Raw genomic sequence first — 21,122 nt, forward strand, 5'->3', positions numbered from 1 at the left:
TCCCTCACTGAGGCCAGGTATCGGCCACCCGGTACCCGGTGGGCCAGGGGTCGTCGTCGGCGAGCAGCAGTTGCCTTGTCTCGGTGATCCAGGCGCGGCCGCTGATTTCCGGGATGACGGCCGGTTGATCGCCCACGGTGGTCTCCGAGAGAAGGCGCCCCTCGAAAACGGAGCCAAGGATCGACTCGAAGCGGATCGGCGCTTCCAGGCCGATTTCGCCGCGGGCGTGCATGACCGCGAGGCGGGCGGACACGCCGGTGCCGGTGGGTGAGCGGTCCAGCTTGCCGGGGCGGATGGTGACCGCGTGGCGGCTGACGGGGATGCCATCCTCAGCGGTGCTTACCGGGCCGCGCAGCAGGCAGAAGGTGATCCCGGTCATGCCGTCCAGCACCGGGTGGCGGAAGCCGAGCTGCGCTTCGGCCGCGCGGGCGATGGTCATGCCGGCATCGCGCAGGCGCGGTGCCTCTTCGGGTACCAGCCGGAACCCCAGGGCGGTGGCGTCCGCGATCACGAAGCTGTCGCCGCCGAAGGCGATATCGACGCTGAGGGAGCCGAGGCCGGGCACCTCGAGCGGGGCGTCCAGCCTGGCGGCGAAAGAGGGGAGGTTGGCGAAGCGGACCGCCGTGACCCGGCCATCCCGGCACTCCGCCGTTACCTCGACCAGGCCGCCCGGCATCTTCAGCAGCAGTTGTGTCTCCGGCCCCGTCATCCCGATGATGCCGGTCTCCAGGAGCACGGTAGCGACGCAGATGGTGTTGGACCCGGACATGGGCGGCACCGTCTCCGGCTCCAGGATGATATTGCCCATGTGCGCGCGCGGGTCCCGCGGGGGCACCAGCAGGTTTGCGTGCCGGAATACGCCGCCCCGCGGTTCGTTCAGCAGGAAGTCTTTCAGGCGCGTATCCCGGGCGAGGTGGCGCGACTGCTCCCAGAGGGTGTCTCCGGGCGGCGGCGCCACGCCGCCGACGACCACGTCCCCGACCTCGCCGCCTGCATGGCAGCCCACTACGTGGATGACGCGCCTGCTGTGCATGTTGTGGTGCCCTGCGTGCTTTCCCGGCGGTTTATCCCACAGTGATTACTCGGCCGGCTTCGACGTCATCTCCGGGTGGAAGATCAGCGAGTCGCCCGCCCGCTCCTTGCCGGCCAGGGCCGCGATGCGGGGCAGGGCGGCGAGCACGATATCGACGCTCAGGGGGTTGATGCGCCGGTAGAGCGGTGGCATCCCGGCAAAATCCCACGGGGCGACTCCCTCCGCCGGGTTCGAGATGTTGATGAGGCAGGCGTAGTTCATGCCGAGCATGCGCGCGTAGGCGATCTCGGTGCCCACGTTCATGGTGACCACGTCGCCGCCCCACTGGGCGAACATTTGAATCTCCGCCGCGGTCTCGAAGCGGCCGCCGCGGGCCTGCACGATCACGCCCGCCTCGTGCAGGTCGATATCGTTATAGTCGTCGGTAGCGCGGATGCGCCTGCGCGTCTCCTCGATAAGGATGGCGCGGAGATCCGGATCCATCGCCGGCAGCACGCGAGGCAGGGGGATGTTGTCCGGATCGCGGTAGATCTCGCGCGGGAAGGAGAGCGGACGGTCGACGTTCATGTCGATGAAGTCGTGCGGAACCACGTAGTCGTAGGGCTGCATCGATGGCGTAATGCCGCCGGCGGTGGCGCCGCCGATCACCTCGGTGACGCCCAGGTCGTAGAGCGCCACCCAGGCCGCCTGCAGGGCGGGGCTGCCGTGGGAATGCACGTAGTAGAAATCGACCCCGCCGGCCGACGCCGGGTAGATCGGTGGTGACTCCCCCAGCTTCGTCTGCACGGTGAAAGGTTCACCGAGTACGTCCTCGCGCAGCAGCAGGGCGTCGTTGACGAACGTTCCGCCGACGATGGCGATGTGGGGTTTTTCCTCCGCTGCCGCGGCCCGGCAGGGGACGGCCAGCAGCAGGAATAGCTGGCAAAGCACCAGTATGGTGCGCAGAGACGGCAGGAATTGCATGGTTTGGCCCTCCTGGGCGGTTGAACGACGGTGCCTCTCAAGGAAGCACCATGCGTGCCACTGCGCCACCGGCTCCGCGTCACCGCCGGTAGATCACCCGATCTTCCTTGATCGTCTGCTCGATGACGATCCCGTCGAGTGCGTCTTCCGGCACTTCGAGCGGGTTGGCCGAGAGAATCACGAAATCCGCCAGCTTGCCCGGCTCGATGCTGCCCTTCGTATCCTCTTCGAAGTGTTGCCAGGCGGGCCAGATCGTGAGCGCCTTCAGAGCCGTGGCCACCGGCACACGGTGTTCAGGGCCAAGGATATCGCCGCTGCGGGAGCGGCGCGTGACCGTCGCCGAGAGCACGCGCATGGAATCCGGCAGGGCGACCGGCGCGTCGTGGTGGCTGCCGAACATCATGTCGCGCTCGAGGAGCCAGCCGGTGGGCGAGATGTTGTCGGCGCGCACAGGCCCGAGCACGGATTCCCGGTGCCAGTCGCCCCAGTAGAAGGTGTGCATGGGGAACAGGGACGGGAAGATCTTCAGCGCCTTGAGGTCGTCGACCTGGTCGAGGCGCAGCGTCTGGCCGTGGATCAGCACCGGGCGTACCTCGACATCGGGGTACTTTGCCCGCGCGGCGCGCACGGCCTCGATGAACTGGTCGATGGCCGCGTCGCCGTTCGCGTGGCAGAGGATCTGCCAGCCGTTGGCGAAGGCTTTCTCCACGGCGGCCATCGCGGTGGCCTCATCGATGGCGCCATAGCCGCGGTAGTCGGCAGGCAGGCCGTGAGGCGGGTGGAAATAGGGCTGGCTCAGGTAGGCCGTCTTGCCCTGCGGTGAGCCGTCGATGGTCAGCTTCACCCCGCCGACGCGAAAGCGGTTCTGATAGGCCAGGGAGGGCGCGATGTCCTGCACGGCGAGCATGTCCGGGTAGGCCACGAGATCTACGGCGAGATCACCGCGTTCGGCGACCCGGCGCATGGCATCGAGGCCCATCTGCATCGCGCGCCCTTCCTGCACGGTGGTGTAGCCAAAGCTGGCGGCGAAGCGCGTTCCCGCTACGACCAGGCTGTCCTGAAGCTCATCGCTCAGCCCGCCGATGAAGGGCAGCAGCAGCTGGAAGAACCCGGTTTCCTCGAGAACCCCGTTGGGCTCGCTGGAGCCCGCCTCGCGGCGGATAACCCCACCGGGCGGGTCGTCGCTCTCCGCGGTGATGCCAGCGAGGGCAAGGGCCTTGCTGTTGCCGACCCCGAGGTGCCCGGACTGGTGAATGATGACCACCGGGTACTCCGTGGAGACGGCGTCCAGCTCCTGCCGCGTGGGATGACGCTGCTCGGCGAGCTGGGAGTCGTCGTAGCCGAAGCCGACGATCCAGCCGAACTGCTCGAGGGTCTCCGGGTTTTCCTCCACCCAGTTTGTCAGCAGGGTTTGCAGGTTAGGGATGTCGCGGCCGTTTCCGTCCGGCGGCGGCAGCAGGTTCGCGCTGACGGCCTGCAGGCCGATGAGATAGGCATGGCCATGGGAGTCCACGAAGCCCGGCAGCAGCGTTCGGCCCTCCAGATCGACCCGCCGCGTGTCGCCGTCCGCCGTGGCCAGCACGGCGGCCTCGGCGCCCAGGCTGAGGATGCGGCCATCCGCCACCGCGACGGCCTCGACGACCGGGTTGTCATCGTCGATGGTGAGTATCGTGCCGCCGTGGTAGATGGTGTCTGCGGTCTCTGCCGCGAGCTGGGTGGAGGCAAAAACCGCGGCAGCGCAGAGAAGGCTGGCGCGGCGACGCAGCGGGAGGTAGGCCATGGGCTGAATCCTGTTCCTGTTCGAGATCCCGATCATAGTGCCAGGCGCGCTCCTTGGCGATGCCAGGGTGGGAGCGCCGGCCGCGGGCTGTCACAATAAGCGGCTATGTTCAGCTGAAGACGGAGAGCCACCACATGGCACAGCAACGGGACTTCGACATTGTCATCTACGGCGCTACCGGCTTTACCGGCCGCCTCGTGGCCGAATACCTCGCGCAGCAGGATGGTCACGGCCTGCGCTGGGCCATGGCCGGCCGCAACGCCGACAAGCTCGCCGCCGTGCGCGACGAGATCGGCGCGCCGGCTGCTACGCCGCTGGTCACCGCCGACGCCAGTGACCCGACCTCGCTGGAGGCCCTGGCCGGCAGCACGCGATGCATCATCAGCACGGTGGGCCCCTACCAGCTCTACGGCAGCGACCTGGTGGCCGCCTGCGCCGAGCTCGGCACCGACTACGTCGACCTCTGCGGTGAGCCGCTGTGGATGCGCGACATGATCACAACGTACGGCAGGGCAGCGAAAGCAAGCGGCGCGCGCATCGTCTTCAGCTGTGGTTTCGATTCCATCCCCTTCGACCTCGGCGTGCTCTACCTGCAGGACGCCGCGCAGGAAAAGTTCGGCGCCGCCTGCCCGCGGGTGCGCGGCCGGGTGCGGGCCATGAACGGTGAGTTCTCCGGCGGTACGGCGGCGTCCCTGGGCGCCACCATGGAGCGCATCAAGGGCGAGCCGGAACTGCTGCAGGCCCTGGTTGATCCCTTCTGCCTGGCGGACGGCTTCCGCGGTCCCGAGCAGCCGGCGGACAACAAGCCCTTCGAGGATGAGGTGCTGGGCCAGTGGGTAGCGCCGTTCATCATGGCGACCATCAACAGCAAGAACATCCATCGGTCCAACGCGCTCATGGGTCACCCCTACGGCAAGGACTTCCGCTACGACGAGATGATGCTCACGGGCCCGGGCGAGCAGGGCAAGGCCGCCGCCGAGTACGTGGCCAAGGCCGATCCCCTCGGCGGCGACAACGCGCCAAAGCCCGGTGAGGGCCCGTCGAAGGAAGCCCGCGAGGCGGGCAACTACGATGTGCTCTTCGTCGGCACCAGCGCGGGCGGCGCGGAGATCCGCGCCTCGGTCAGCGGCGACATGGACCCGGGCTACGGCTCTACATCGAAGATGATCAGTGAGAGTGCCGTGTGCCTGGTCAGCGAGTGCGGCGACCTGCCCGGCGGCATCTACACGCCGGCGCCGGCCATGGGACAGAAGCTGATCAAGCGTCTCGAGGCCCACGCCGGCCTCACCTTCCGCATGGAATGAGCGACAGCCACCCCGGAGCCCTGGTCATGAAACTGCGCGCTTTGCTCGTCCTCGTCTCCCTGCTGCCGACGCTTGCGCTGGCGGAGCCCGGCGGGCTGGCGGTCACCACCGTCGACGCCGAATCGGGCCGCGCCCTCTCGGGCGTGCAGGTGACCGTGACCGACCGCGAGGGGCGCGCCGAGGCGGGGCGCTCGGACGCCGATGGCGAGGTCCGCTTCGAGGCGCTGGAGGAGGGTTTCTACCGCGTGGAGGCGCGGGCTGACGGCCGGGCGGTGATCGAGGAGCCGGTGTTCCGCGTGATTGCCCGGCGCGTCTCTGCCCTGGAGCTGCAGCTTCCCGAGCTGGCGGCAACGGCCGCCCCGGTCCTCGAAGAAGTGCTGGTGGTCGCCCGGGCGCGGCAGGCGGACAAGCTGGACGGGGTGAGCAGCAGCTACCGCAACCGGGATGAATTGTTCAACGCCGTGGGCGCGGGCCCGGACGTCATGCGCGCCCTCGACGGCCTGCCCGGGCTCGCCTCCGACGGCGCCTTTGCCGGCTTCACGGTGCGCGGCCGCGGGCCGCGCAACAACCTGATCTTCGTCGACGACTTCCCCCTCGACAAGGTCGTGCATTTCGACCAGACCATCGGTGAAGAGGACGACATCGCCGGTGGCGGCCGTTTCTCCATCTTCGCGCCCAACTCCGTGGCCGGTGCGGAGTTCTCCCCCGGCGGCTGGGGGGCCGCCTACGGCGGCCGCGCCGGGTCGCTGCTGCGCCTGGAACTGGCGGAAGGCGGCCTGACCCCGGTCACCAGCCTGCGCCTGGATATCGCCGGCGCGGAGTTCACCTACGACGGCCCTTCGGGCATCGACGACGATACCTCCGTGTTCTTCACGGCGCGCCGCTTCGACTTCGGCAACGTCTTCGAGCTCATCGGCGAGGAAGACATCGGTACCCCGAAGGTGACCGACATCATCCTTAAGACGACCACGCAACTCACGGACCGCGACGAGCTGCAGTTTCTCGTCATCCACGCGCCGGAGGACTACACGCGCGACCTCGGTAACGTCGCCGAGGACGAGGACTTCGACGACACCTCGCTGATCCGCGCAGAGCAGGACCTCTCGCTCTTCGGCGTGACCTGGCGCCGCCTGGTCGGCGACAGCGGTGAGTGGACGAACCGGCTTTACCTGCGCACGAGCGACAAGGAATCCTCCCAGGGCGAGGCCTTCCCGGACCTTCCGCCTACCGGTGATGATCCGGGTATCTTCCCTGTCCGGGAGGACATCTTTGCCATCTTCGAGAAGGAAGAAGAACTCGGCTGGCGCAGCGACTTCACCACCTTCAACCGCTTCGGCGAGTTCTCTGCCGGCCTGCGCGTGGTGCGCCAGGACGCGGACTTCGAAACGAAACTCGACGGCCCCTGGGTGCGCTACGTCTACGAGAGCGACGACCCGCGCCCGCCCGGGCAGCAGTACATCGTGTGGCTGCCAGAGTTCATCGAGGCCCGCTTCGCTGAAACCGGCACCAACCTCTCGGCCTACGTGGAGCAGGTGTTCGACGTGGGTGCCTTCGAGTTCCGCCCCGGCCTGCGCGTGGACCGCGATGACTTCTCGGAGGAGACCTACACGGCGCCGCGCTTCTCGGCGGGCTACAACGCGACGCCGGACCTGCGCTTTTCTTTCACCAGTGGTCTGTTCTATGAATCCCCGCGCTTCCTCACCCGCGCGGCGGACCCGGTGAACTTCGACCTCGCGAACGAGGAGATCGCCCACGTCAGCCTGGGCTTCGACTACGACCTGGGCGACAGCTGGCACCTGATGATCGAGGCCTACTACCAGGAGCTCGACGACCTGGTGGTGGACCAGAGCCGCGCCACCGCCGTGGCGCTGAACGCTGGGGAGGGCGATAACCGCGGCGTCGACCTAGTGTTGCAGCGGGCCTTCGGCAATGGCTGGTCCGCCGACTTTACCTACTCCTGGAACGACGCCAGCCAGGACGACAACGACGGCCGGGGCAGCTACACGCCGGACTTCAGCCGCGAACACTTCGCCACGCTGGGCGCACGCTGGGAAGTGACGGACCACATGCAGTTAGCCGCGCGCTGGAAGTGGGGCAGCGGCCGCCCCGGGGACCGCTTCATCATCCACCGCGACGTGCTGCCGCCGGAATTCGGCCTCACCCGCGCCTCGAAGGAAATCACCCAGACGAACGCCACCACCCTCGGCGACTACCAGTCCCTCAACGTGCGCGTCGACTACCGGCGCCGCTTTGCCGGCACGGACGTGGTGTTCTTCCTGGACGTGATCAACGTCTACGGCGCAGACCGAGGGGCGCCGCTGGAATTCAACCCGATCAGCGGCGAGCAGATCGACGAGGACGCCAGCCCCTTCCCGCAGTTCGGACTGATCCTGGAGCGGGCCTGGTAGCGCTTGCTAGCGGCTCTGCTCGCCTTCCAGCTGGTCGATCTTTGCGCGTACGGCCTCGGCCTCTGCGGTGAGCGTGGAATACCCGCGGATATCACCGTTGCGCTGTGCATGAAAGGCTTTTTCAAGGAGTGCCTTGTGTTCTTCTTTGAGCTTCTTTGTGGGGGATTGCTTGAACAGACCGAACACGGTGCCACCTCGAAAGCAGGTTATTCGCCATTCTCTACGCACGCCCGGGGCAACGGGATTGCCGTTTTGCTGGCACCCTGCAGGCATCGCTGCGATGATGAGACTGCCCGCCACCTCGCCGTCCTCCGGAGCGCGACCATGTTGAAAGCCCTGACCCTGCTTGCCACACTGCTCGTGCCGTTTGCCGTTACAGCAGAGGAAGCACCGCTGAAACCCGACTATCCCTACGTGTACCACCTCGTCCAGGCCCGGCTCTGGGAACCGGTGGTAGAGAGCGATGGCACCTATTATCCGCCGACCTACGAGGCGGACGGCTTCACCCACGCCACGGCGAACCCGGCGGCACTGATGAACGTCGCCAACCATTTCTACAAGTACGTGAAAGGGCAGTGGTACTGCCTGCGCATGACCGAGGAGAGCCTGGCCGATACCGACGTCGAGACCATCTGGGAGGGCACCGCCCCGGTCGGCGACATCGAGCCCGAGTTCGAGGGCTCCGACGACGAACTCTTCCCGCACATTCTCGGCGGCATCCGCCCGGCTGCGGTAGTGGAAGTGCTCCCGGTCGAGCGCGCCGACGACGGCACCTTCCTGGCCGTCCCGGGCGTTACTGACTGATAGCCCTCACCGCTGAAGCGCCGCCCATGGGAACAGCGCCCTGTGGGAGCGGCGTCCTCGCCGCGACTGACTCTAGGAAGAACCACCACCGAGACAAAACCACCCACTCCCCGCGACACCCCGACAAAACCCGCGCGAAAATGCGACGTGTGTACCCATCCAGCATTTACCCACCGGCCGCACCCACTACGCTATGCATGTGACCGTACCCCCGTAATTCGAGCCATGCAGGATGTGGGATTTCCGTCTATCGTATCGATAAGGAGATCCCGATATGAAGCGCAAGCGCTACACCGAAGAACAGATCATCTCGATCCTGAAGCAGCATGAGGCCGGGCGCACCATGGTCGATGTGGCCCGCGAATACGGCATTGCCGAGAACACGCTCTACCGCTGGAAGTTTAAGTACGGCGGCATGGAGGTCTCAGAGGCCAAGCGCCTCCGAGAGCTGGAACAAGAGAACGCCCGTCTGAAGCGCCTCCTGGCTGAAGCCGAACTGGATAAATCGGCGATGAAGGAAGTCATCGAGGGAAAGTGGTAACGGCTCGCCAGCGGCGACGAGCTGTGGAACATCTCAAGAGCCGTAATGTGAGCGAGCGACGCCCTTGCCGCATTGTTGGCTTCAGCCGTTCAGAGATATGGCGACCGCTACAAGGCCGCGATGATGTCTCCCTGCGCCGCGAGCTCAAGGAGCTTGCCGAGAAGTACCCCAAGTCTGGCTGTCCGACCTTACACGGCATGCTCAGGCCCGATGGACACGTGAAGAACCACAAGCGCACGTACCGAATCTACTGTGACTAGCAAACAGCCGCCGATTTCGCGTCTTCAACATCGTCGATGACTACAGCCGCGAGCTGGTTCATCAGGTTGTCGAGTTCTCGATCAGCGGCGCCAGATTGGCACGCGAGCTTGATCAGCTGGCAGAGCGTCGACGGCTGCCCGCGCGCATCGTCATGGACAATGGGCCGGAGCTGACCAGCAAGGCCATGTTCTTCTGGTCGCAACGCACCGGCGTTAAGCTGCACTTCATTCAGCCTCGTAAGCCGACTCAGAACGCGTTCGTTGAATCGTTAAACGGCAAGTTCCGTGAGTACTGCCTGAACCTGAACTGGTTCACCAGTCTGGAAGATGCCAACTTAACAATCGACGCCTAGCGTCATCACTACAACTACGAGAGACCGCATCGGTCACTGGGCAAGAAACCTCCAGCGGTGTTCGCCACGGAGGCTGCCTGATATCTTCAACTTCCCAGATTCAGCCCTGCTCAAATGCAGGGGTACGGTCACCTACAGCAACCAATCGGCGAACAACCCCACGCCACCCAGGCCCCGAAGCTGTACGACGGCCAGGGCAACTACCGCGGGCGCCTGAGCAGTAAGGGGATGGTGCGCAACAAGGCGGTCTACCTCGCTATCGGTGTCTCCTGCGACGGCCGCAAGGTCGTCAGCCCACCTCTTCACTCTACATCGAAGGCGCGCTACATTCGCACCCTCAAGCGCACTCCCCAAATCGACGGGTCCCCTATTGTTGCAAAGGGAGGCAGTGTCGCACTCACAGACCCACCCGTCAGATACTCCTCATCGGTAACGTTAGTGCCAAACAGGCCAAGTTCATATCGCTCATTCTGTATGCCGAGGTAGAGATCCAAAAGAGAATAGGAGTCTGCAATAAAGATATTTGTGGAATCAAAGGCTTGCTCGCCAACATGAGCAAAGTCAGCTCTGAACCTGAGGTCCCACCCGCTATCTCCCACCGGGGCAACATATTGTGCGCTTGCACTCATTGAAAAGTCCGGCGCATAGGGAAGATCGTTGCCTGAAAGGTCGGGGTTAAGTGCAAAGGGCAAAGCATCAATAGGGTTGAAGAACTCCTCATACTCCGCATTGAGATAAGACAATGCAGCGGTAAGGGAAAGATACTGTGTCAGTTGAACTCTTGAAGAGGCTTCAATGCCATAGATCGAAGACTCACCCGCGTTGACGACAAATCGGTTGGCAAAAACATCAAACTCGGTAAACAGTTGTTGATCTTCCCAATCCATAAAGAAGAGGGCCATTTCGTAACTAACTGAGTTGGAACGTGATGTGCCTTTGAGCCCTATTTCGTAATTGGTAACAAATTCGGGTTCAAATGAGTCCGGCGCACCAACCGCTACTGCGTCCAAGGGGTTGGGCCCACCCGCGTGATAACCGCGCGAAACCGTCCCGTAAAACGTCATTTCATAATTGGGCTGGTAGGTCATTGATATGCTTGGAAGTACTTCGTCAACACTCGATGAAACCGAAGTACCTGCAAACAAGTCTGACTGAGTCCTGTCCTCGGTGTCATAACGCAACCCCAACATAACGGATATATCATCAGTAATCGCGTATTCCAGATTACCAAAAAGGGCACGATTCTCTACTTCGTCCAGGGAATTCGCCCAGTCGACAAAACCTTCGCCATCGTCAAAGTCAAGCAGCAGGAAGCGCTCCCTTTCATTGTCAAAGTAGTAGGCACCTATCATCCATTGCAAGCTTCCATCCGAGTCGGATGCAAGACGTAACTCCTGACTAACTGTCTCGATATTCCAGATCACATCAAAATCGAAAGCTGATGTCTGGAGTCTCGATATACCGGTCCGAACACTTGTTTCTTGATTCGAAGCGCCGGTAATGCTCGTTAACGTCGCCCAGCCAAGATCGTATTCAATGTTCAACACCGCTGTAGTTTCTTCACGGTCGAAACCGCCAAGAAAATCCTGGCTAATCGTCTGGCCGAAGTCATTCAAATTAACTTTCCCGGCGCCCAGATCGAACGCTGAGGGAGGGGCACCCGAAGCGTACAGCTCATGATATGCGTAACGAGGATCTCCAGCGGCATCTTCCGCTTCGTTATAATCAAGCGAGAAATTTATATTCAAAAGATCTGAAGGTGTAAATCTAAGACTCAGGCGGCCGTTCAAATCCTTCTCATCATTTACGTCGCTCTCGCCTGTGAAGGCATTGTCGAGAAAACCTCCAGAGTCACGATATCCTGCCGCCAACCCGCCGTAAACTATACCCTCCAGAATGGGGCCACTGACATAGCCTTGCCCTGTATAATTGTTTCGCGTAGCCGCATCAACTCGAAGGCTAGCACGAAGTTCATCGTCAGGCTTGCGTGTAATGTAGTTTATCACACCGCCAATAGCATTCCTGCCATACAAGGTCGCCTGAGGTCCACGCAGTATCTCGATCCGTTCAAGCTCCACCAGGGTTGCATTATTGCCCTGTCGCTGAAACCCGCTTGTATAGCCATCAATCATTACAGCGACCGTAGGATCCGCAAAGGAAGCGGGAGCAACACCACGGATTGATGGCGTCGTAGTCTGACGCCCTACCGACTCTGCAAAAATAAGGCCTGGGGCCATTTGCGCCAGATCCTGAATGCCGGTCAGTCCCGAGTCCTCAATGGTCTTCATGTCCAGTGCCGTAATACTCACTGGGACGTCCTTCAAGTTCTGCTCCCGCTTCTGCGCGGTAACTACTACCTCCTCCAACTGCCTTTGAGACTCTCCCTGCGCCTCAGCGGCAAGCGCTTCAATGCTCCCGACGCTGGCCATCATTAATGCAGGGACTAGTTGCGCCCTCGAAGCATGCGGCCTCCCTGAACGACGGTTGGCTTTTTTCGAACTACCCTTGACTATTAAATATTGCATCTCCCGCCCTCCAATGGTTTGCGATAATCATCGCTGCCTCGATTCTAGAGGCGTCTGGAATTGACTAGCGGCGGATTAGGTCTCCCTAAACTCTACCCCTGGTCCAAAGACATGCGTCAATAAACATTTACCTTCGCATCACAGCAGAGTGGTGACGTCGAAGAAAACATAACCTCCATTAAAGCAGCCTGATCTTTCACCCTGATCGCCCTGACCCCATCGCCAAGCCTTTGCTCATAAAACAACATTCACTCCGGCTAATCCCGACGGCGCGAAGTTAAGCACATTGCCATCAAAAAACTAGCACAACGGCGTGCGATCCTATCAATTCACGCCGTCGCAGACGCAATGCAGAGAGGCGGAACACCTCGGGTCAGATTTTAGAGGCACCATTCTGAACTAGCATGTATGCGCGGGCATGGTGACAAAAACAACGTTAGAGAGGCTGTGTACAAACCGTTCACCCGGGCGTTTATTAGATGAACTCAACAAGCACAGCATCTAGACGGCAAGATCGCGGAAGCAACGCCCGCGCTGGTATTGGGGCATTCACCATGGTCCTAGCCGCTGCAACAGAAAGTAGCGGAGCCACCAGAAACTCGTAGGCTGGCTAATAACTGCCGAAATCACAGTATTTGGTGACCTAACACTGACTTTCCCTAACGGCGATGCAAGCTGGACCAAAAAGAGAAAGCACTCTTACTAAGGAGTCATGCCATGAAACGGGTTCGCATAATCTATTGCTTTGTAATTTTTTTCTTCATCCCATTCGACGCACGCGCAGGATCTGTCGTTCTATCGAATGTTAATGTCATTGATGTTGTCATTGGCCGTGTACAGGAACAACAGGACATATTTATCCTAGACGGCGAGATTCAGAAGATCACCGACCATGGCACCTCGATGCAAAAGAGGGATGCGATAGCCCCAGAAGAAATAATTGACTATAGCGGCAAGTTCATTATTCCAGGCCTTTGGGACATGCATGTCCATCCTGAGACAGCGCGGGACCTGGAACTCATGGTGCTTAACGGCGTACTTGGTGCCCGAAGCCTCATGGGCGAGCCGGTTCACCTGAAGTGGCGGGCCGATATAGAATTGGGAAAGCGTCTGGGGCCCAGACTTTTCCTCGCCGGACCCATTGTCGAAGGACATCCACCCCCGGGGATGGAAGGGCTAATGACCACGAAGGGACGGCGGCTTATATCCACGAAAGAAGAGGGAGTAAAGGAAGCCAGAGCACAATTCCAGGCTGGCTTTGACTATTTAAAGGTTTATAACAACTTGCCGGTACCCGCCTATCGCGGGCTCATCGAAGAGGGGCGGCGTCTGGGCATACCCGTGCTTGGGCACATTCCCATCGAAGTCGGGTTGGAGAACGCCCTCGCCTGGGGCCAGATCGGAGTAGAACACCTGCGAGGTTCGATCCAACTTCTGGTGCAAAATGACGCACCGGTACAACCGGGCAAAGACCTACGTTCCCGGATGCTAGCGTGGCAGTACATCGACGAGGCCCGCATGAGCGAGCTGGCCAAGCTGAACGCAAGCTTCGACGTTTACCATTGCCCAACGGTGGTCGCACGGCTGTTCTTTTCCCCGTCAGCGCGTGTACAGGCCTACCTGGCGCGACCGGAGTCTCTCTTCATACAACCCCGATGGCGCGATATTCTGAAAGACCGTGCGGGTACACCGTGGCTGAGTAACTTCAGCGAAGAGGACTTTGAATTCGCTGCAACTGGCTTCGAGATGATGGACGCCTATATCCGCGCTCTCCACGAGGCCGGGGTTCCCCTCCTCGCGGGAACCGATATGGGACCTTGGGGTTTCTCGTTGCACGACGAGCTCATCGGTCTGGTGGAGGCTGGGTTGAGCATTCCCGATGTGCTGCGCACCGCGACGCTGAATCCAGCGCGCTTCTCGGGCGTAGAGGCGGAACTGGGCGTCGTCAGTCAAGGCTTCAGGGCGGATCTCGTCATCCTGGATGCAAACCCGCTAACTGACATTAGCAACACACGCAAGATTCACGCCGTCATACAAGGTGGTCGAATCATGAACAGAGCGGAGCTGGACGAGCGCCTCGAGGCTCTCGAATCAACGCAGCGGCGCTGAGTCTAGGCTCACATTGCGTCACCCCACTCGATCGTTGCCGGCGGACTCGAGCTGATGTCGTAGATGTCCCGGGAGACGCCGCTGATCTCCTTGATGATGCGGTTGCAGACGGTCACCAGCAGCTCGTAGGGCGGTTACGCCCATCGCGCGGAGGCCGGTAGAAATTTCTGGGTATGAGCCGCTCCATTCCAGCCTGGATATTGCACGAGTGAGGGTGTTTGGGAGATAGAAGAATGGCGGAGAGAACTTGAAAATAAGGGTGTCGAGAGCTTAACCATCAAGAACTTCCGCCGTGACAGAATGCCACCAAACTCCGCTCCGATTTCCATTCGTTTAAACGCCGTGTTGTTGAAGCCGATTTCACCGGCGGCGATATCACCAGCAACGCGGGCATTGGCCTCATTGCTGAGTTAGATTACCAACTGGGCGTGTCCAAGAACTTGGGGCATTCCATAGAGTAGGCAAAATGTGTCCACAGAACCCGGGGCATTCCAAAAAGCTTAGGGCGGTGAACGCAAGACCTGGGGCACGTCACGGAGGATCCCTTCCGCAGACCACCGCCCTTCGAGAAATTGGTGGGCGACCTTTCGGGGGCCTACTCGCGGCGGATCAACATCCAGCACCGGCTGGTCTACCAGGTGCCCAAAGAAGAGCGCACGGTGAAGATTTTGCGCCTCTGGAGCCACTACGAATAAGCCGGCAGTGAGTAAGCCGACATAGCACGTACCGTTCAGGCATTGAGATAGTGATGCCAGTACAACTGCGTCGCCACACTCCGGTACGGCCGGTAGCGCTCCCCCAGTTCCTCAAGACGCGCCGGCCCCGGCCGTTCCGCCAGCCCCTTCACCGCCTGCACCGCCTTCACCAGCGCCAGGTCGCCCACGGGCCAGAGGTCCGGGCGCTTGAGGGCCAGCATCAGGTAGCAGTCTGCCGTCCAGTGGCCGACCCCGGTGATGGCCGTGAGCAAGGTACGTACTTCGTCGTCCGGCTTGCGCTGGAGCCCGTTGATCGGCAAGTCGCCGGCCTCGATGGCCTCGGCTACCAGGCGGGTGTAGCGAAGCTTCTGCCGGCTGAGGCCAGCGGCACGCAGCGTGTCGTCGCCGAGCGCGAGGTAGGCTGCCGGCGTCAGCTCCTCGACCAGCGCAAGCACCTTGTCGTAGGTGGCTTTCGCCGAGGCCAGGGAGACCTGCTGCTCGAGGATGATGTAGAGCAGGGTGGGGAAGCCCGCCGGCCGGCTGCGAAAGGCCGGCGGGCCGTGGCGATCGACGATGGCGGCGAGGTCTGCATCCTCCGCCGCCAGCGCCTCGATTGCCGCTCGGTGGCGGGCGCGGGTGAGGGCGGTCACTGTCCGTGGTCGCGCTCGAACCAGGCGAGGATGTGCCCCACCTTCTCCACCAGCTGGCTCGGCCGTTTGGCGATGTTGTGCGAGGCGCCGGGAAGCTCCACGAGCACCGTGGGCACCTTGCGGTACTTGAGGGCGTGGTACAGCTGCTTGGCCTGGGAGGGCGGGGTGCGCAGATCGTCTAAGCCCACCATGACCAGCGTCGGCGTGGTGACGTTGCCCACCAGCGAGATGGGCGAGAACTTCAGGTAGTCGTCGGGGTTGGTCCAGGGGGTGCCCGGGTAGCGCACGTGATAGTAGTTGAACCAATTGTCGGCGTTCAGCGTTTTGCTGTACCAGTTCATCACCGGCTTGATGACCGCCGCGCTCTTGAAGCGGTCGCTCTTTCCGATCATCCAGGCGCTCATGATGCCGCCGGCGCTGCCGCCGGTGACGTAGAGTTCCTCCGGGTCGATGTAGCCCTGGGCGATCACGGCGTCGACACCGCTCATGATGTCGTCGTAATCCTCGCCCGGGTAGTTGTGGTAGAGGAGGTTGGCGAATTCTTCACCGTAGCCGGTACTGCCCCGCGGGTTGGGGTAGAACACGACGTAGCCGGCGGCGGCGTAGAGCTGGATCTCCGGCGAGAAGCGCTCACCGTAGTTGCTGATGGGGCCGCCGTGGTTCTCCACCAGCAGCGGGTACTGTTTCTCGGGGTCGAAGTGCGGCGGCTTGACGATCCAGCCCTGGATCTCGCGGTCGTCGTGGGAACTCTTCCACCAGAACTCTTCCACTTCGCCCAGGGTGCGGTGCGGCAGCAGGTCGCCGTTCAGGTCCGTGAGCAGCGTGAGATCGTCGCCGCGCACTACCGCGAGCTCGCCGGGATGTTCGGGCCGGGTGAGGTTGTAGGCCACCACGCCGGTGCGCGAAACGGAGAAGGAGCCACCGCCGTAGGGCCGCCCGATGGTGGCGCCACCGAGGTTGTCGGCCACGGCGGTGAAGTCCCCGGCGAGGGTCGTAAAGCCGATCTTCGTGCGGCCGCGGTCGTCGTACTGCACGTAGAGGCCGCTCGAGTCAGCCGCCCAGGCGATGGCACTGATCGAGCGGTCAAGGCCCGGGAGCAGCTCGACCACGCCGGTGCCGTCGGGCCTGGCCACTCGCAGCCGCGTGACCTGGTAGGCCACTTCCTTGTCCTTAAAGCCTAGCCAGGCAAGGTACTCCCCGTCCGGGGAGGGTGCCGGGTCCACGTCCGGCCCCGGCATGTTGGTGATGGCGGTGGTCTCGCCGGTGGCGACGCCCACGGCGTAGACCTCGCTGTTGCGATAGTCGTATTCCCAGTTGTCGCTGCGGTTGCCCGTAACGAAGAGGGTGCTGCCATCGGCGGACCAGGCCGGAGCGCGGTGATGGTAGTCACCGCTGGTCACCTGTCGCGCGGTGCCGCCATCGGCCGGGACGACGAACACGTGGGAGAAACCGGGCTCGAGGTAACCCTGGCCGTCGCGCTCGTGGTAGAGGCGATCAGTGATACGGGCGGGCTCCGCCCATTCCGCGCCTTCGGGCTTGTTCAGTTTCTGTTTGCTGACGACGGGTGGCTCGGCATCGACCTGCATGGCGAAGGCCAGCTGCCGGCCGTCCGGGCTCCAGCGCAGGTGGTCCGGGCTTGCCGGCAGCTGCGTGATGCGCGCGTCCTGCCCCGTCGCGAGCCAGTGCACGAAGATCTCAGCGCCGTCCCTGTCGCCGGCACTGCGTACGTAGGCGATGCGGCGTCCGTCCGGCGACCAGCGAGCGCCGCTTTCGTTGCCATCAAAGCTGGTGAGCTTTTGCTGGCCGCTGCCATCAGCCCCCGCCAGCCAGAGGTTGCCGCGGCGCTGGTCGGTCATCACGTCGAAGCCCATGCGGCGGTAGACCACCTGCGCGCCGTCGGGCGCGACCTGTGGCTCCGCAGCCCATTCCAGCGCGAACACGTCCATGGACGCGAACGGTGGCTGCTCCGCGGCCTGCACCGCCGCGGCGCCGGCAAGCGCGCCGGCGAAGGCCAGGGTGGTGAAGGCGGAGGCAAGGCGGTAGGGCAGGTGCAACGGCATCTTTCCGCTCCGGTTCAGCATGGAGGGCCGATGCTAGCATGGCGTGGGGGGCGTTTTGACAGCCCCCCCGGCGCGGCTGTTACCGTGGCAGGCTGATTCACTCTACTGGGAGCAATGACACCATGCCCAAGGTAAAACCTGTGCTGACCACTCTTTTGCGCGGCAGCGCCTTCGCCGCTGTCGTGGGCGCCCTCGGCGCCTCCACGGCGCTGGCGCAGCCCATGAAGCCGGGCGGTGCCCCGGGAGCGGCGAGCGGCAGCGAGGCGGCCGTGCTCATGCAGCGGCTGCAGGAGAAGCGCGATCGTCTGGACGAGCTCAACGAGGAGCTCATGGCTTTGCAGCAGCAGGCCATCGACGACAATCCCGACCTCGCCAGCGAGCGCGAGGCGCTGCAGGATTACGTGGAAGCGGGCATGGAGGACGCAGGCTACGACGTGGCCGAGGGCCGTGCGCGCGTGGAGGAACTGCAGGCGGACCTCGAAAACGCGTCGCTCAGCGCCAGCGAGCAGCAGGAGAGCCGCCAGGCGCTGCGCGCCGAACTGGGGGAAATGCGCGAAGCACAGCAGCAGGTCATGGACGGTGACGAGTTCAAGGCGAAGCGCAACGCGCTCAACGAGGGCGTGCTTGCCGCCATGGAAGAGCAGGATCCGGAAGTCCGTACGCTGCTCGCCGAACTCCAGCGTGCCCAGGCCGAGTACCAGCTCATGGCCCAGCAGATCATGCAGCAGCAGCAAGGCGGCGCCGCCGCGCCGCCGCAGTAGGGTCACGCCGGCGGGCGGGCCGTGCTGCCCGCCCGCCTGGCTGAACCATCCGCTTAGTTACTTCAGGGCAACGGCGGGTGGCCCCGGGGCAGGACACGAGGGGCGATCAGGCCCCGCGCGGCGCGTAGGCGTTGCACCAGCCGGTGCGCTTGACCTGCTGACCGTTGAAGAGCGGGCACGCGCCCCATTCGGCGCTACCACCCTGGTAGAGTGCGCAGTTCGCACACTGCTGGCCTTCCGCGTAGCGAGGCTGCGCGCCGGGTGAGACGGTGGACGCGTCGTGCACGTAGGCGAGCTGTTTCGCCTTTGCACTGGCCTCGTCGACCTTCGGCATGCCGTCGCTGGCGATGGTGTCGGACGCGGCATCCTTCGCCTCGTCGCCTCCACTGTCCATGCTGCTGTCCATGTCGCTGGCCTGGCCGCTGTCGGCCATGGCGTCGTCGCTCGACGCCTGTACCGACTCCGCCTCGGCCTGCGTCGGCGGCTTCATGGGCTCGCCGTCCGGCTCGGGCTTGATCAGCTCGGGGCGCGGCGCGTTGTCATCGCCGCCACAGCCATTGAGGCCGAGGATGGAGACGGCCGCCGCGCCGCCGCCAAGAAGAGCCAGCGCACGCCGGCGATCGAGTGTGCTTGTTACCTTGCCGGGTGTCTCCTTACGCATGGTGTTTCCCTCCGTTCTCTTGGGGTATTCCATAAACGTAGTAGACGCAGGCCAGAGTTGCGAGGATGAACGGGCTTTGTCGAGGTGGGTGACAAACGCCTACACTGGTCCGATAGGAGGACTTTATGGCCACCACCCGTGATACGTTCCTGACCTTCGGCGAGCTGCTGGAGGAGCTGGCGGCTAACAGCCGCCGGGCGCTGTCGGCGCTAGAGCACCGCGAGCAGGGAGGCTCAGGCCCGGGCGACGGCGACCGCTACTCGGCCATGGTCGACTGGGCCTGCGAGCGCCAGCGGCATCTTCTCGAGGGGCTAGAGGGGCTGGCCGAGCGCGGCTCCCCGGCGCTGCTCGAGCGCTACCTGCAGTACCGGCCGGAACTCGGGCCGGGGCCGTCAGCCTCAGACCATGAGAGCGTCTTCAACTGGACTCTCGACGCCAACAACCTGGCCCTCGAAGTCCTTTCCGACCTGCAGCACAAGACGCTCGCACCCGAGGCCGAGGCGACCATCGCGGACCTGGTTCGCCAGCTCGAGGCGATCAACCGCAAGATCGCCATGGCGCTGAACACGGCGGGCGACGTGTAGCCGGGTAGTCGGCGCCTTGCCTACAGGTCTGCAGCCATCCAGGTGGAGGGCTCTACCACGAAGCCGTTGCGGGCATAGAAACGTCGCGCCCGAGCGTTGTGCTCCTCCGTTTCCAGGAAGATGCGGGTGATGCCGCGGGCGCGAAGGTCGTCGTAAATGGCGGCGAGCGCCGCGCTGCCCAGGCCCCGGCCGCGCTCACGGAGATAGATCTCGTCGAGGAGGGCGTCCCGGCCGCCGGACTCGAGGCTGTAGCTCCAGGTGAGCACGGCGTAGCCACCGGGCGGGTCGCCGATGAGCCAGATAACGCCCAGGCTGTCATCGGCGAGAAGCGGGCCGACGGCCCGACGGACGCGGGCCTCATCGTAGGGGTGCTCGTCGACGGCGCAGAATTCCTCGACAAGCGGCAGCAACAGGTCGAGGTGTGCCGCCGTTGCCCGGCACAGTGCCGCCCGGTTCACGGCGTCAGGCGCCGAGCAGCCGCAGGTTGATGACCTCGTCGATGGCGTCGAGGGCCGCGAGGGAATCCTCGCCCGGGCACTCAGCGAGGTCGATGATGTTATAGGCCACCGCTTCCCGGCTCTGGTTGAGCATGTCGACGATATTGATCGCGTGCTCGGCGATCACCGCGGTGATCTGGTTCAGCACCCGCGGCACGTTGCGGTTGCTGATGGTCAGGCGCACGGGGGTAGAGCGGGGCAGGGCAATGGCCGGGAAGTTCACCGAATTGCGGATGTTGCCGTTCTCGAGGAAGTCCATGAGCTGGTCCGCGGCCATGACGGCGCAGTTGTCCTCCGCCTCGCCGGTGCTGGCGCCGATGTGCGGAGTGTGCAGTACCTTCGGGTGGCCGAGGGTCTCACTCGAGGGAAAGTCCGTGACGTAGCGGTGAAGCTTGCCCGCATCGAGCCCGCGCAGTACCGCCGCCAGGTCGACGATCTCGCCGCGGGCAAAGTTAAGCAGCACCAGGCCGTCCCGCGCGCCGGCGAGCATGCCCTCGCCGATCAGCCCGCGGGTGCTTTCGAGCACAGGTAGATGCAGGCTCACATAGTCTGCGTGGGCGAAGACGCTGGAGAGGTTGTCCATCTTCTGCACGTCGGAGGAGAGCCGCCAAGCCGCCTCCACGCTGATCGCCGGGTCGTAGCCCACGACCTTCATGCCGAGGGCGAGGCCCATGTTGGCCACCAGCGAGCCGATGTTGCCGAGGCCCACCACGCCGAGGGTCTTGCCCATGAGTTCCGTACCTGCGAAGCGCTTTTTTTCCTTCTCCAGGTAGGCGTCGAGGTCGTCGCGCGGGGCGAGGCCGTCCACGAACTGCATGCCCTGGTAGATGTCCCGGGAACCGAGCAGCATGCCGGCGAGGACGAGTTCCTTCACCGCGTTGGCGTTCGCCCCCGGTGCGTTGAACACCACGATGCCCTGCTCGTTGCAGCGATCCAGCGGAATGTTGTTGACCCCGGCGCCGGCGCGGGCGATGGCCTTCAGGGTGTCCGGGAAGGCCTCTTCATGCAGGTCGTGGCTGCGCAGCAGGAAGGCGTCCGGGTGCGGCAGCTCGCTCGCCACCTCGTAGTGCTCGCGGTCGAAGCGGTTAAGGCCCTTCACCGAGAGCTGGTTGTAGGTGCGGATTTTGAACATCC

17 protein-coding genes and 2 pseudogenes are annotated in these 21,122 nt (G+C 63.4%); 8 read left to right on the plus strand and 11 right to left on the minus strand.

What is annotated here, in order from left to right:
* Window positions 1-4: 4 nt before the first annotated feature.
* The 3 genes from RKE50_RS05115 to RKE50_RS05125 form a co-directional block, all read right to left on the minus strand.
* Window positions 5-1,033, minus strand: coding sequence for a proline racemase family protein (locus RKE50_RS05115; RefSeq protein ID WP_350034928.1), 1,029 nt, complete (start codon window positions 1,031-1,033; stop codon window positions 5-7).
* A 45-nt stretch (window positions 1,034-1,078) separates the two neighbouring features.
* The gene (locus RKE50_RS05120) at window positions 1,079-1,996 is read right to left on the minus strand and encodes a phosphorylase family protein (RefSeq protein ID WP_350034929.1); all 918 of its coding nucleotides are present in this window, start codon (window positions 1,994-1,996) and stop codon (window positions 1,079-1,081) included.
* A gap of 79 nt (window positions 1,997-2,075) precedes the next feature.
* Window positions 2,076-3,776, minus strand: a complete 1,701-nt coding sequence (locus RKE50_RS05125) for an amidohydrolase (protein WP_350034930.1) — start codon at window positions 3,774-3,776, stop codon at window positions 2,076-2,078.
* A 134-nt stretch (window positions 3,777-3,910) separates the two neighbouring features.
* Between RKE50_RS05125 and RKE50_RS05130 the strand changes: the two genes are divergently transcribed.
* Together RKE50_RS05130 and RKE50_RS05135 are read left to right on the plus strand one after the other, a co-directional pair.
* On the plus strand, window positions 3,911-5,080 hold the full coding sequence (locus RKE50_RS05130; protein ID WP_350034931.1) for a saccharopine dehydrogenase family protein: 1,170 nt from the start codon (window positions 3,911-3,913) through the stop codon (window positions 5,078-5,080).
* A gap of 26 nt (window positions 5,081-5,106) precedes the next feature.
* Window positions 5,107-7,488 carry a TonB-dependent receptor gene (locus RKE50_RS05135; protein WP_350034933.1) on the plus strand — a complete coding sequence of 794 codons (2,382 nt, stop codon included), beginning with the start codon at window positions 5,107-5,109 and terminating at the stop codon, window positions 7,486-7,488.
* A 6-nt stretch (window positions 7,489-7,494) separates the two neighbouring features.
* Here RKE50_RS05135 and RKE50_RS05140 read toward each other — a convergent pair whose 3' ends face one another.
* Window positions 7,495-7,788: a DUF6435 family protein gene (locus RKE50_RS05140; RefSeq protein WP_350034935.1), complete on the minus strand. Its 294-nt coding sequence runs from the start codon at window positions 7,786-7,788 to the stop codon at window positions 7,495-7,497.
* 24 nt (window positions 7,789-7,812) lie between these two features.
* Here RKE50_RS05140 and RKE50_RS05145 point away from each other — a divergent pair, with 24 nt between their 5' ends.
* Together RKE50_RS05145 and RKE50_RS05150 are read left to right on the plus strand one after the other, a co-directional pair.
* Window positions 7,813-8,292: a DUF952 domain-containing protein gene (locus RKE50_RS05145; protein WP_350034936.1), complete on the plus strand. Its 480-nt coding sequence runs from the start codon at window positions 7,813-7,815 to the stop codon at window positions 8,290-8,292.
* Window positions 8,293-8,566: 274 nt separating this feature from the next.
* A pseudogene (locus RKE50_RS05150) lies at window positions 8,567-9,527 on the plus strand (integrase core domain-containing protein).
* A gap of 242 nt (window positions 9,528-9,769) precedes the next feature.
* Here the strand turns inward: RKE50_RS05150 and RKE50_RS05155 are convergent.
* The gene (locus RKE50_RS05155; RefSeq protein ID WP_350034937.1) at window positions 9,770-11,878 is read right to left on the minus strand and encodes a TonB-dependent receptor; all 2,109 of its coding nucleotides are present in this window, start codon (window positions 11,876-11,878) and stop codon (window positions 9,770-9,772) included.
* Between the two features lie 810 nt (window positions 11,879-12,688).
* Here RKE50_RS05155 and RKE50_RS05160 point away from each other — a divergent pair.
* Window positions 12,689-14,080 (plus strand): amidohydrolase family protein, encoded by a 1,392-nt coding sequence (locus RKE50_RS05160; protein WP_350034939.1) that lies wholly within the window; start codon window positions 12,689-12,691, stop codon window positions 14,078-14,080.
* A gap of 8 nt (window positions 14,081-14,088) precedes the next feature.
* Here RKE50_RS05160 and RKE50_RS05165 read toward each other — a convergent pair.
* Window positions 14,089-14,232, minus strand: a pseudogene (locus tag RKE50_RS05165) (GMP synthase (glutamine-hydrolyzing)); the annotation flags it as partial.
* Between the two features lie 369 nt (window positions 14,233-14,601).
* Between RKE50_RS05165 and RKE50_RS05170 the strand changes: the two are divergent.
* A complete protein-coding gene (locus RKE50_RS05170; RefSeq protein WP_350036480.1) occupies window positions 14,602-14,775 on the plus strand; it encodes a Txe/YoeB family addiction module toxin in 174 nt (57 codons plus the stop codon).
* 35 nt (window positions 14,776-14,810) lie between these two features.
* Here RKE50_RS05170 and RKE50_RS05175 read toward each other — a convergent pair whose 3' ends face one another.
* Both RKE50_RS05175 and RKE50_RS05180 read right to left on the minus strand, forming a co-directional pair.
* Complete coding sequence (locus RKE50_RS05175; protein WP_350034941.1) at window positions 14,811-15,425, minus strand: DNA-3-methyladenine glycosylase family protein; 615 nt, start codon at window positions 15,423-15,425, stop codon at window positions 14,811-14,813.
* A complete protein-coding gene (locus RKE50_RS05180) occupies window positions 15,422-17,485 on the minus strand; it encodes a S9 family peptidase (protein WP_350034942.1) in 2,064 nt (687 codons plus the stop codon). The genes RKE50_RS05175 and RKE50_RS05180 overlap by 4 nt, the downstream gene beginning before the upstream one ends.
* Before the next feature lie 122 nt (window positions 17,486-17,607).
* Between RKE50_RS05180 and RKE50_RS05185 the strand changes: the two genes are divergently transcribed.
* Window positions 17,608-18,246 (plus strand): hypothetical protein, encoded by a 639-nt coding sequence (locus RKE50_RS05185; RefSeq protein ID WP_350034944.1) that lies wholly within the window; start codon window positions 17,608-17,610, stop codon window positions 18,244-18,246.
* 106 nt (window positions 18,247-18,352) lie between these two features.
* Here the strand turns inward: RKE50_RS05185 and RKE50_RS05190 are convergent, their stop codons facing one another.
* Window positions 18,353-18,907, minus strand: a complete 555-nt coding sequence (locus RKE50_RS05190) for a high-potential iron-sulfur protein (RefSeq protein WP_350034946.1) — start codon at window positions 18,905-18,907, stop codon at window positions 18,353-18,355.
* A 125-nt stretch (window positions 18,908-19,032) separates the two neighbouring features.
* Here RKE50_RS05190 and RKE50_RS05195 point away from each other — a divergent pair, with 125 nt between their 5' ends.
* Entirely contained in the window at window positions 19,033-19,491 is a 459-nt protein-coding gene (locus RKE50_RS05195; RefSeq protein WP_350034947.1) for a hypothetical protein, read from the plus strand.
* 20 nt (window positions 19,492-19,511) lie between these two features.
* On the opposite strand, the gene RKE50_RS05200 is transcribed toward RKE50_RS05195, so the two are convergent.
* Together RKE50_RS05200 and RKE50_RS05205 are read right to left on the minus strand one after the other, a co-directional pair.
* Entirely contained in the window at window positions 19,512-19,949 is a 438-nt protein-coding gene (locus RKE50_RS05200) for a GNAT family N-acetyltransferase (protein ID WP_350034949.1), read from the minus strand.
* A gap of 4 nt (window positions 19,950-19,953) precedes the next feature.
* Complete coding sequence (locus tag RKE50_RS05205; protein WP_350034951.1) at window positions 19,954-21,120, minus strand: phosphoglycerate dehydrogenase; 1,167 nt, start codon at window positions 21,118-21,120, stop codon at window positions 19,954-19,956.
* Window positions 21,121-21,122 lie beyond the last annotated feature (2 nt).

It is taken from the genome of Pseudohaliea sp., assembly GCF_040217025.1.
In the GTDB taxonomy this organism is placed as follows: domain Bacteria; phylum Pseudomonadota; class Gammaproteobacteria; order Pseudomonadales; family Halieaceae; genus Pseudohaliea.